Source organism: Nonomuraea zeae (assembly GCF_005889725.1).
In the GTDB taxonomy this organism is placed as follows: domain Bacteria; phylum Actinomycetota; class Actinomycetes; order Streptosporangiales; family Streptosporangiaceae; genus Nonomuraea; species Nonomuraea zeae.
The window spans coordinates 60403-71647 of sequence record NZ_VCKX01000029.1 but is presented as its reverse complement, the minus strand read 5'-3'; the positions used below and the strand labels follow the sequence as shown (position 1 = coordinate 71647).

The 11245-nt window shown below is 68.4% G+C and carries 13 protein-coding genes; 1 reads left to right on the top strand and 12 read right to left on the bottom strand.

The window, feature by feature from the left end; genetic code table 11:
• Positions 1-422: 422 nt before the first annotated feature.
• From ETD85_RS12595 to ETD85_RS12575, 7 genes are all read right to left on the bottom strand, one after another.
• Entirely contained in the window at positions 423-1079 is a 657-nt protein-coding gene (locus ETD85_RS12595) for a hypothetical protein (RefSeq protein WP_138689847.1), read from the bottom strand.
• A gap of 426 nt (positions 1080-1505) precedes the next feature.
• Complete coding sequence (locus ETD85_RS66800) at positions 1506-1640, bottom strand: hypothetical protein (protein ID WP_276617219.1); 135 nt, start codon at positions 1638-1640, stop codon at positions 1506-1508.
• A gap of 602 nt (positions 1641-2242) precedes the next feature.
• On the bottom strand, positions 2243-2485 hold the full coding sequence (locus tag ETD85_RS12590; RefSeq protein ID WP_170246644.1) for a hypothetical protein: 243 nt from the start codon (positions 2483-2485) through the stop codon (positions 2243-2245).
• A gap of 383 nt (positions 2486-2868) precedes the next feature.
• Positions 2869-3132, bottom strand: coding sequence for a hypothetical protein (locus tag ETD85_RS67260; protein WP_338087138.1), 264 nt, complete (start codon positions 3130-3132; stop codon positions 2869-2871).
• Positions 3133-3135: 3 nt separating this feature from the next.
• Positions 3136-3543: a class I SAM-dependent methyltransferase gene (locus ETD85_RS67255; protein WP_338087137.1), complete on the bottom strand. Its 408-nt coding sequence runs from the start codon at positions 3541-3543 to the stop codon at positions 3136-3138.
• Positions 3544-3696: 153 nt separating this feature from the next.
• Positions 3697-4164 (bottom strand): glycine-rich domain-containing protein, encoded by a 468-nt coding sequence (locus ETD85_RS12580; protein WP_138689845.1) that lies wholly within the window; start codon positions 4162-4164, stop codon positions 3697-3699.
• 1504 nt (positions 4165-5668) lie between these two features.
• Entirely contained in the window at positions 5669-6280 is a 612-nt protein-coding gene (locus ETD85_RS12575; RefSeq protein ID WP_138689844.1) for an MFS transporter, read from the bottom strand.
• A gap of 229 nt (positions 6281-6509) precedes the next feature.
• Here ETD85_RS12575 and ETD85_RS12570 point away from each other — a divergent pair, with 229 nt between their 5' ends.
• The gene (locus ETD85_RS12570) at positions 6510-7061 is read left to right on the top strand and encodes an NUDIX hydrolase (protein ID WP_138689843.1); all 552 of its coding nucleotides are present in this window, start codon (positions 6510-6512) and stop codon (positions 7059-7061) included.
• 104 nt (positions 7062-7165) lie between these two features.
• Here the strand turns inward: ETD85_RS12570 and ETD85_RS12565 are convergent, their stop codons facing one another.
• The 5 genes from ETD85_RS12565 to ETD85_RS12545 form a co-directional block, all read right to left on the bottom strand.
• Positions 7166-7804, bottom strand: a complete 639-nt coding sequence (locus ETD85_RS12565) for a mycothiol-dependent nitroreductase Rv2466c family protein (RefSeq protein ID WP_138689842.1) — start codon at positions 7802-7804, stop codon at positions 7166-7168.
• 18 nt (positions 7805-7822) lie between these two features.
• Complete coding sequence (locus tag ETD85_RS12560) at positions 7823-8524, bottom strand: 3'-5' exonuclease (RefSeq protein ID WP_138689841.1); 702 nt, start codon at positions 8522-8524, stop codon at positions 7823-7825.
• Positions 8525-8615: 91 nt separating this feature from the next.
• Positions 8616-9584, bottom strand: coding sequence for a phosphoribosylaminoimidazolesuccinocarboxamide synthase (locus ETD85_RS12555; RefSeq protein ID WP_206058270.1), 969 nt, complete (start codon positions 9582-9584; stop codon positions 8616-8618).
• Positions 9585-9612: 28 nt separating this feature from the next.
• Entirely contained in the window at positions 9613-10389 is a 777-nt protein-coding gene (locus tag ETD85_RS12550) for an HAD family hydrolase (protein ID WP_240779112.1), read from the bottom strand.
• A gap of 53 nt (positions 10390-10442) precedes the next feature.
• Positions 10443-11243 (bottom strand): nucleoside/nucleotide kinase family protein, encoded by an 801-nt coding sequence (locus ETD85_RS12545; RefSeq protein ID WP_138689839.1) that lies wholly within the window; start codon positions 11241-11243, stop codon positions 10443-10445.
• Between the last annotated feature and the right edge of the window lie 2 nt (positions 11244-11245).

The window sequence follows — 11245 nt, the reverse complement described above, 5'->3', positions numbered from 1 at the left end:
TCCAGGCGCATCCGGAACGGTTCCGCGGCCGGCGGCCCTACCCACCGGCACTACCGACCAACGTGTGGATCAACCAGCCACCCGCGGCCCCGAGACCGACACCTCACCACAAAGCACGCAAGTAGCCTGACGTCTCACCGGGTTTGACAGGTTCCAAAGGGTCGCCCTCATGATCGCCGTGCTGACGTGGCGGCCGGTTGTAGTTGCTGACATGAGCTGCGCCCCGCCACCAGGGCTTCGCGATGAGCACGCAGTCGGACGAGGTGGAATGAGGCCAGAAACCGGCCTGCCAGCAGGAGAGGCTGCCAGGCCCGCCGCCGCATTGTCACGGTCTTTGACCACGTGGACTCCGGCGCGGTGGCCGATCCAGTTTCTGGGGGCCACGCACATGGTCGGGCACAGGTCGGCGGGGCCGCACGCGCTCATCTGAGCCAAAGAACGAGCGCGAGGGCCAGCACGGAGCAGCCGCTCACGGTCTTGAACCATCGCCCGGCGGTCGATTTCTCCGGGAACAACCCCTCACACGCGCCCTCGGCGAACGTCACCAGTACGAGCCACGGGCTCCACGCCACGAGCAGGCAGCATGCGACCTCCTGGCAGATGGCTGCCACGGCCGGGAGCAGGCGCCGCGGGCCCAGTAGGGAGCCGGGATACTCCCCCCTCATGTCCTTGCCGTCCGGCTTGACGGCGTTGGCCATGTAGGCGACCTTGAAGATCGCCAGCGAGGTCACTGCGGTCAGGAAGGCGGTCCCCAACCCCATCCAGGCCGCCTCCACCGCGCCCAGGCCAGCCCAGGTCACCAGCCCGAGGCGGAGCATCTCGGCCAGCGCGCACACGATCGCCGAGCTGATCGCCCGTGGGGGCCGGCCCTTGAAGACCGTGGCGGTAAGCGGCGCCACAAGAATTCCCCCCACCAGCGGGCCTAACGCCTCCATGGCCGCGAGACCCAGGCTCCTCCAGGTAGGCCCCGCCGCCCACACACCCAGCCCCACCCCGGCGAGCACGACCAGCACGACGTTGCGCTGTATCTCCCGCAGCCGGTACATGCCCAGGTCGATCTTCCAAGCGCGTCCTGTCACTAGGCTCCTAGCTTCGGTAGGAACGATCTACCCGGGCGGCGAGATTCCAGCATAGGGTCGTCGCCATGGCGGCGCAGGACGAGTCGGCGCAGGCACTGGGGAGCCGCCCGTGCGCGAGCGGGCACCAACGCATCCGCACCTGGGCCCAGCCACAGGTCACGCGTGTCGACCACCATGTGCCGCTTCTCCCATCGATCTTCTTCCCGGCGCGCCCGCGCCCGCCATGACGTCCGCCTCGGCGGGCTATACCGGCCTGCCGTCGACGATGAAGACACAAGCCCAGCCGACGCCTCGAGCGGTGCGATGATGCGGGCTTAGGGAGAAGGTCGCGGCACTAAGTGCCGTCGTCCTGCATGAGCGTCACGAGCGAGCACGGCCCCCATGGCCGCGGAGAGCGTGCATGCGACGGCCATCGTACGCGTGACGTTACATGTCGCGGTTGTCGATCGCGTCGCCCACAGCGATCCGCACGCTGTCCGCGCCCGCGGGGGCAGCGACCGCCACAGCAACACCTCCGGCCACGAGCGCAGCCGCGACCGTCGCCATGAAAATACGCTTCATCGAGTCCTCCGAGTCCTCGTATCAGCTACCTGAAGAATGTTCGCCACATGATGGTTGCGCCGTCCAGGCCGGAAGCTGCCGATGTGCGCTCCGATCCTGCCATTTGGCAGCAAGCGTCACATGGCCAGGTCGAGACCTGTCAATCCCCTCAAACGTCAAACCGTAGAGAGGGTTTATGCCACAGCGGCCCTCAGCAGGGCCGTTGATGCTTGCCGCTTCTCGATCATTTGACGTTCGAATGTGACAGGCGGCAGCCCGTCGTTGGCGCTATGCCTGCGATTGATGTCGTGACAAGTCCGCGATCCAGGTCGCGATCTTCAGCCGGCTACTGGGGGCCGTGGCTGCTGCGGCTTACCGATGTTGGCCGCGAGCACTACGTGGCCGCTGGAGGTTGACGAGGAGCTGCGGCGGCTGCGTGAGGCGACCTGGCCGTCAGCGGCGCTGTTGAAGGAGATCCGCGCTGAGCTCGCAGCTCTCGATGACCGGCCAGCCGTCCGTACGGTGACCGCCCTGCAGGAGCGCAGCCCGGTGGCGCGGGTCGCCGCCCGGAGGAACAAGGCCGCCGCCGCGTACGACACAGCGATGGAGCGAGCCGCCGAGCGTTACCGGGCCGTACTGGAGGAGCAGGCGGCCGAGCTGACCGGCCTGCGCAGGCAGGCGACCGTCCGGTACGCGGCCGCCGCCACCGCGGTGGTCAACGCCGTGGTGGCGGGCACCAATCCGGCCGCCGGCGTGAAGGCGGACCCGGGCCTGGTGGAGTGGCCGTGGGCGCCGGACGTCCCCGTGACCGGCTTGCACGAGGTCGACGAGAGCCTGGCCCGGCAGCATCCGATGGCCAGGGCCATCCCGTCCAAGAGGCGGTCCCGTGCTGCGCGGGCGGCGGAACTCGCCAGGGCCGCCCGTCCGCGCGACGACATCGGGGACCGGCTGTTCGTGTACGCGCGTGAGCTGGAGTCCCTCGTCGCCGGCGGGAAGCTGGTCCGGCTGCTGATGCGTGACCGTCTCGCACCGGTCAAGACATATGCGTCGGGATCGTCTACCTTCCCTCTCCCCTGCCAGAGAGGACCCCCGGGTATGGCGTTCCCCCGAACGACGAGAGCCGCGGAGAATCCATGCACGTGTGGCGCAGGGCGGCGTCGATGTCGTGCTGCCACGGGTTCGCATGAGCGCAGCTGCCCGGGATCAGCACGCGCGAGGAGATCGCCCGCGCCGCCGAAGGTCGCCCAATTTAGGCGTTGGCCTCCACGATCAGTGTGCCCACGTGGCCAGGTTCCGGGGCAGGCTCCACCCGGGCCAGCACATCACGAAACCCCTGCCCGGCCAGCATCTGCGCCCACACCTGCGGCTCGTACGTCCACCGGTAGATCCACACCTGAGGGCCGGTGAAGCCCGCCCCGTACATGCCCTGAACGCCCTCGGCGCCCGGCACGGCCGGCGCGGACGTGAACACCAGCCGGCCGCCCGGCGCCAGCCGTTCCTGGACCAGCGGCATCCACTACTCAGGGTCGGTGAACCACAACGCGCCAAAAACGGAGTAGATCGCGTCCCACTGCTGGGCGGCGCCGGTGAGGAAGCCGATCACGTCGGCTTCCATGAAGCGGGCGTTCGGCAGGTGCCCCCACCGCTCGCGGGCGTTCGCGATCTGCACGGGTGACAGGTCCACGCCGGTCGCCGCGATCCCCTTGGTGGCCAGCGCCGCAACGGCGTGTCCGCGGCAAGGCCCCAGTTCGAGCGCTGTGGCGGGATTGCCGAGCAGCTCATCGCCGGGCCCGTGGTCGGAGTACTGGGTCCAGCCGAACGCGTCCTTCAGCGCCAGTTCGGGCGAGGTGTCGTTCTTGCGGACGCCGGCGGCGTAGCGGTCCCAGTAGGCGGTGCGGTCGGTGACAGCGGGCACGTTGGGCATGGCGGGCACCTTGGGGCGCGGGGGACAAGACCCGCGTCACGGTAGCGCCCCACCTGCGGTGATCACCGGAGAACGGCGCACGGATTTACCCGGCACAGCGGAAAGGCCGGGAACGACGCAGCGTCCCCGGCCCTCTCGCGCAGGACGGTTCGGTCAGTGGCAGTCGGTGCCAGGCGCGCACGGCGTGCACTGGTTGAAGCCCGCTTCCCACAGCGACCAGTCCACTTCGAAGCCGTTGCCAGCCACGACGTGGGCGGTCTTCTCGACCGAGCCGTCGAACTTGAACTCGATCTCGGGGACGTGGTGCAGGAACTCGCCGTTGAAGTACTTGGCGCAGAAGGCGGCATAGTTCCGGGTGTCGAGGATGAAGTTGTGTACGGCTCTGTCGATCAGCGGGCCGCAACTGATCTCCAGGCGCTGGCCCCACTTCTCCATCGCGGTGATGAGGTAGGCGATCGTCTGGCCGAAGCACCGTTCGGCCGTGACCGTGTCCCACAGGTGATCGCGGACGAGAAGCTGGATCTGCCGCTCCCACACGTCGGGGTCGACGAACGAGCGGGGGTCACGCCAGCCGCCGGGCGGGGGCTGGTACCGCTCCGTGGATGTGGTGGTGGCCGTCATGAGGACCTCCTGGGGTGAGGATGGTCGCCGCCCCGCTGCTGTCTGGTCGGGCGGAGCAGGGCGGCTCACATTTCACCGTGACTCGCCGTCGAACGCCGGTGAAGAGTCTGACCGTTGCCTTCGGTTGCCGAGTGGTTGCCTTGGGTTGCCTTTCTGGTGGCGGGGTCTTCACAGCAGCCCGGCGGCAGGACCACACTGAAGGGCGACCCGACCCCGGGGGGCAAGCCCCGTGGACAGCGCACGCGAGCATCACCCGCTGACGGCGCTTCTGAAGAGCAGGCGCTGGACTGCTGCCGCGTTCCTGCGCAAAGTGGCCGAGCGGCACGGCGGGCTGGGATACGGCGGCATGGCGTGCCGGAAGGAGAAAGTGTCGCGATGGAAGCGCCGGCGTGGCCGTCCCCGGGATCACCACCCAGTACGCGATGGCCGACCTGCTGAGCATCCCAAGCACGAGGTCGACACTCGAGGATGGCCCGGCTGGCTGCTCCTGGTGCTCCGCGACGATCGGGTCGTTTTGGAGTCGCCATGGACTCCCGCGGGTAGCGTCACAGTACTGGGCGAAGTTGGAGGGCCCGGTGGATCGACGGGGCTTCTTAATCGCATCGACGGGCACACAGGCCGGCATCGTCGCGCAGTGGGCGACCACCGAGACAGCATCGGCCAGCACGGTGACCGGCCGCCGTATCGGAGCCGACGTCGTCAACCAGCTCGACGTCCGACTGGATGCGCTACGCCACCTGGACGACGAGCTTCGTCTCGTACACCCGCGTGATTCGACGGTAATGCGACTACAAGGTCACGTACAGCGACCCGACGCAACGCAACATCACGAGTCGACGCCCGCCAGACCAACCCGCCACCAGCATGCCGGGCGCTCCACATCAACGGGGATGGCGCAGAAGACCACAAGCTCACTGGCGACCGTGCGGACCGTGTCAGTGGCGATCTTTGTCGAAGTGGGCAAGCATCCACGCCAAGGATCGAGGCGGCCTCAAAGACAGCGGTGGTCGTCCCGATTGCCTTCACCGCCATCGCCAGCCCCGTGGGCACACCTTCAAAGCAACATGCTGTGAAGATCAGCCAACGTGCCATACGTGAAGGAAAAGATCATCTCTCGATGACCTGCGAGAATAGGGCAACAACCCAAGATAACGATGGACGACGGGTTGTGTTGGTACAGCGATTAGCGGTATGGGCTGTTCGAGCAGGTCAGGGCGGTACACGACCAACGGCGTTGAGTCAGATTTCAAGCTCGAACGCGGAGGGAACGGTCCGGAGAGATACCGCTATCTCGGGTGTTTCTGCAGGTCACAGCAAACATCTGCCCCATGATCCATCTCACCGCTAATGGCTGTCCCGTCGTTCCTCGACCCCGGGTGCCCAGGGATGGTCGGACATGGTCGAGCGGGTGGTGCTCAAGGCGATTGAGGCTCTCGCCGGCTGGCGTGGGCTCAGCGACATCCGCTCCAGCCTCCCAGAAATCTACTAAGTAAAGGGCGTCGGATTATGACAAGATTGCGGCCGGGATGCGCACCATGAGGAACACCGCGCCAGACAGCAGGTAGGTAACTCCGTCCCAGCCGAGTACCCAGCCTGGCGAGACGAAGGCGATCACCAACCCGGCGATCGTGGGCCCGATGACGGCGACGAGGTTCCCGGCGATCTGCAGGAGGGCGTTGGCCGGAATGAGGGCATCGGGTTCGACGATTCCGGCGATCAAGCCTTTCGCCGCGGGGGCGAAGAACGCGGCGGACGCGGCAGTCAGCACCGCCAGGCCGCCCAGGGACCAGACGGTGGCCGAGCCGTTCAGGAGCAGCGTGGCGGAGAGGCACTGGCTGAGGCCGCAGACGATCTGACACGTCACGATGATCCTAAGCCGGGGCAGCCGATCGGCCAGTACGCCAGCGCTCGGTGTGACGGTCAGGAAGACGATCATGCTGATGGTCGCCACCACGCCGATCGCGGTACCCCCGCCATCCCGTTCGATGAGTGCGAAGGCCAGCCCGGCGGGGGCCGTGGTGGTGCCGAGGACGGAAGCGGTACGCGCCACGGCGTAGCGACGGAAGTTCCGGTTCTGGCGCAGCAGTTCCACGGCGGCGCCGAGTCGGTCCCGCATCACTGATCCGTGGCCAGCTCAGGCCGTACGTCCCGAACGAGCCAGGGCCCCTGCCATATCTGCTCGGCGTGGCAGGCGCGCGCTGACCGGTCCCACCTGTAAGGTGCGAACCTCCTTCCTCGTATGCCACACGCGTCAAAGGAGTGGACTGTGTCAGTGCTCATCGCTCACCTCATCCGAGCAGTCGGTCACGGAGAGCTCTGCTCTCGGGCAGGTGCGGGGGTGACCTGTGGCGATCAGTGACGCGGACATCTCCAGCGCCGTTTCCGCCTACCTCGGGCGCTACCCGGACGAGGCCGCACTGCTGTCTGAGCCAGTGCAGCTTCTGTCCGAAGGACGGGATTTCGCCTCGCGGCGGAATTTCCGGATGCACGTGACCGCCGGCGCGCTGCTGGTTCGCGGTGGCTCTGAAGTCCTGCTTGTCGAGCACCGCGCGTACGGGATCCCGTTGCAGCCCGGAGGCCACCTCGAACCAGACGACACCTCACTGCTCGAGGCAGCGGTGCGCGAGCTGGCGGAGGAAACCGGGATCGACCCGGCGCAGGTCATCCCTGCGTCGCAGACCCCCGTCTACATCGAGTACGGCAGGGTTCCGGCACGGCCGCAGAAGGGCGAGCCGGAGCACCACCATCTCGATATCGGGTACGCGTTCGTAACGGATGCGGACATGGGGCTGCTCCAGGAGTCTGAGGTGACAGGTGCCGCCTGGTATCCACTCGCCGAGGCCGAGCGCCTCGTAGGGCATCGCATCGCGCGAGCCGTACCGGCCCGAATCGGCTAAGGCCCCGTCGAGGCTTCTGCAGCCGCTCGGCCCATGGGCCGGCCGAACAAGGAAGCCTCGACGGTCGCAGCCGCAGCGGACGTTGTCCGAGTTGTGGGGTCCGCTCAGTCGAAGCATGGTTTGACACTCCGGTCCCGGCTCCGCTTGAGCTCGAAGAAGCCCTCCGTCCCGGCGACCAGGACCAGGCCGTCCCACAGCCGACCGGCTGCTTCACCACGGGGAGCTTGCCTGATCACGGGGCCGAACAGGGCCGTGCCGCCGATGCGAAGAACGGGCGTCCCGACATCGAGCCCGACCTCGTTGAACGCCTCGTCGTGGGAGTCCCTGATGAGCTGATCGAACTCCTCACTGCTGCCGGCTGCCGCCAGCGCATCGGGCAGGCCCACCTCTGCGAGGGCTTCGGTGATGACCGTGGGGTCGTCGCGACGTCGTTGGTTGTGGCATCGGGTACCGATGGCGGTGTACAGCTGGCCGAGGACGCTGCGGCTGGCGTGCTCAGCGGCGGCCGCGCAGACCCGCACCGGACCCCAAGCCTTCTCCATCAGGCCGCGGTACTCCTCGCTGAGCCCTTCGCCCTTGCGTTGAACGAGATTCAGGTGGGCCAGCGACATGAGTCGCCAGTCGGCATGCACCGGACGGACCTGCTCGACCTCCAGGAGCCAGCGTGAGGTGACCCACGCCCAGGGGCACAGCGGATCGAACCAGAACGGGACCTGCTCGCGGTCCACCTGTTGCTTGATCATGATGGTTACCGTCCTGTCTTAGACCGGTTCGCCATACCCTCGCTCGCTGGCAGGAGGGACGTCGAACAGCTCGCCTTGGGCGGGCATGTTGCACTTGGCGGTGCGTCCCGCGATCTTCACCAGAGCCGCGAGATCGCTGAGCTCAGCGATCTCATCTGCGGCGCTTACCAGCCGGATGAACACCTCGGCGGTGACCTGAACGTCGGCGTAGGCTCGGTGACGATCCGCCGGATGCTTGATGGAAAAATGCGCCAGCAGCGTGTCGAGCCGGTAGTTGGGCAGACCCGGGAAGAGGTATCTGGCCAGCGGAATCGTGTCCAGGAGGTCAATGCGGGCCAGCGCCGGGCAGTGCTCACGCTGGTTGTGAATAAGGTTCGCTTCGGTGGCGGCGTTTTGAGCGACCAGCAGGTACTGCTTGCCCGCGGCGAACCGCCGATCGAGTGCCCCCAGCGCCTCGGCCGGACTGGGGGCCTGCCCCACCTGCTCGGCGGTCAATCCCGTTTGGGCCGTGAGGGCCGGCGTGACCGGGGCGAACGCGGGCGGCCTGATGAGCGAGGAGAACGGCCTGCCGGCCCTCGTCCAGGCGCCGCCCTCGTAGCGGAGTGCGAGCGCGGCGACCTCGATGGGCTGGGCCGGATAGCCCGTTGGGGTCGTGGCCTCGAAGTCGATGACCACGAACGTCGTCACCGCGAAAGCGAGGTCGCCGGTCAAGCCGCCCATGTGTCCACCGTTCTCCCAGGGGGCGCGGCAGTGCCGGCCCGCGCCCGCCGTATCGAGGAGAGCATGCCTGAGTGCTGGTCGTCGTGTGCCGTCATTGACCAATGAGGTCGGCTATCGCCTGTGTGGCGGCCCGCAGGTCCGGCGCGTTCCACCGGCGCTCGCCGGTCCAGGTCTCGCTCAGGGACCGGTAGAGGTCCGACATCGCCGGCAGGAACTCGGGTGGTAGGGGCGCCGGCCGTGGCCACCGGCTCCGGGGCACACCGTCGGCGATCAGCTGGCGGGTTGGTATGTCGAGCCCGTTGGCCACATACCAGTTCCGCAGGACCTGCTTGCCGCAGTGCACGCCGTCGTACATCAAACGGCTCTCGTCAGGTGTGCCGGGGCTGTCGGCCAGCACGATGCGCGCATCGCTCGACATCAGGAACTCGGCCTTGCCGTCGCAGTGGCTCAGCCCGACCTTGGCGGCGTGCCCAGTCAGCACCTCGTTGACCTTGACGGCGGTGTCATGCATCGCCTGGAAGTGCCCGTCAGTCAGCCCGGCCAGGCGCTGCGCCTCGTCCCGGCTGATGAACCGGTTGACGTCATGGAGCATCGTGGCGTACTCGATGAACGGACGCTCCAGCTTCTCGCCGGCCACGGGAATGACGCGGAGCCCGACCCCGTCCAGTGTGAGCTCGCCGGCGGCCAGCCGGCGGTGCACGGAGCTTCCTTGCGGGAGTTCGTTGCGGAACAGGATCTGCACGGGAACGAGGTAGCTGCGCTCGACCGGCGCGGGCGGCCCAGCAGCCGGATCCGGGACGCGGGCGAGGTCGAACTCGATCGCGTTCGGAGGGATGAACCGGCGGAAATGCGTGGGCACGCCCGCCTCCTCCAGCATGCGGAAGTTGAAGACGGCCATGCGGCATATCGCCTCCCCCTTACCGGGGATCAGGTCCGGCATCCGGCCGTAGTGGAACACCGTGTAGGTGTCGGTGTACTCGAAGCGACCGATCCCCTCCCGCGTGGTCGTGGGAGGTTCGACGATCTGGAGGTTCTTGGTCGAGTGGAGGACGGGCATCATGCTCCCCTGATGCGACGGCCTCTTGCCGTCATCGGGCGGAATCTGGGCATCGTGGCGGCGTGCTGCCGGGCCCGGTGCCCGGCTCGGTGTCCGGCGGTGCAGCGGTCGTCGCCCCAGCGGCGGCCGGCCCGTACGCGCGGTGCTGCGGTGTCCCGCGCGGCATCGGCGCTCCGGCGGCTGAAGCGACCCGGTGTGCGAGTGCTGTCGCGCCTTCGTCGGCGGGAGCCAGGTGGCCGTCGGCCAACGTGATCACGTGCTGGATGCCGGCGGCGCGGGCGGAGGCGACGCCGTCGGAAGCGTCATCGACGGCCAGGCAGCGCTCCGGCGGGACGTCGAGGCGTCGGGCGGCCGCCACGTACAGGTCGGGAGCCGGCTTGCCGAGCGTGACATCTTCGCGCGTGACGACGGCGGCGAACGCGTGCCTCAGTCCCAGAGCCTCCAGCCCGGGATGGACGAGGACCCGGCTGGCGGCTGAGGCGACGGCGCAGCGCAGCCCGGCCCGGCGTGCGGCGTACAGGAGCTCCGCGACGCACGCGATGGCGGTGATGTGGTGCATGGTGGCCAGCAGGTGGGCGCGGCTGGCTCGGACGATCTCGTCGTGGGGTAGCGACCGGCCGCCCGGCAGCGCGGCCAGCAGGTCGTGGATGGGCAGGCCGACGTGCCGGCGATACCAGGCGTGGTCGAGGTCGTGGCCGTGCGGCTGCAGCGCTGCTCGCAGTGCCTGCTCGTGGCGGGGCGTCGTGTCGGCGAGGGTCCCGTCGAAGTCGAGGATCAGGGCCTCGATGCCGTCGGGGATCTCCGACACACAGCACCTTGTGCGGGGCTGGCCCAGGTGGCGTGAGGGACGGGCCGCCTCGGTCATGCCGGCGCCAGGTCCGCGCGGCGGCCGCAGCACATGCACCGCGCCTCTGGGCCTTGCCACGGCTCGCGCACGCAGTCCAGGCCGGTCCTGGCGTCGTGGATCCAGGCCCGGATGAGCTCGGCCGCCTGGTGCTCGTCCACGGTGCGCCGGTCGACGACCCGGTAGCGGGCCGGGTCGGTGGCGGCGAGGCGCTCGTACAGCGCGCACGCCTCGCCCATAAACGTGGCCTGCTCCTGGGTGAGGACGCGCTGGTCACGCTGTTGGGTGCGGGCGATGGCCGCGCGGGCGTCGTCGGTGATGAGGATCGTGAGATCGGGCAGGGGCCGGTAGGCGGATGCGAAGTCCAGCAGGGCCCTTGCCGTCTCTAGGGCCGCGTCCGGAGCGTCGGGGTGCAGCAGCAGAGCCTGGCAGACCGCCGTGGTGTCCACGCTGCGGCCCTCAACGACGGCGCGCCCGTGCGACAGCTCAGCGGTGACGGTGTCCAGGTCGTAGCGCTTGATGGCCAGCAGGAGCCAGGTCTCGGCCAACGGGGTGCCGCCGCGCAGGAATGGGTCCCCTGCGCTGGCCTCCCGCAGGGCGCGGAGCAGGGCGTCGCCGAGGCCGGGGCGCCCGTCGGCTCGCTGGGAGAATCCGTCGAGCAGCAGCGGATTGGCGCCGGGCGCAGTGTCGTCGGGCGCCTGGTCGCCGAGCGCCTCGAGGGCGCGGTGGGTGAGATACGTCTTGCCGACTCCGGTGATGCCCTCGACCGCGATCAGCGGGCCGCGGGTGCAGGAGTGGCGTACCGGTGTGATCGTCATGT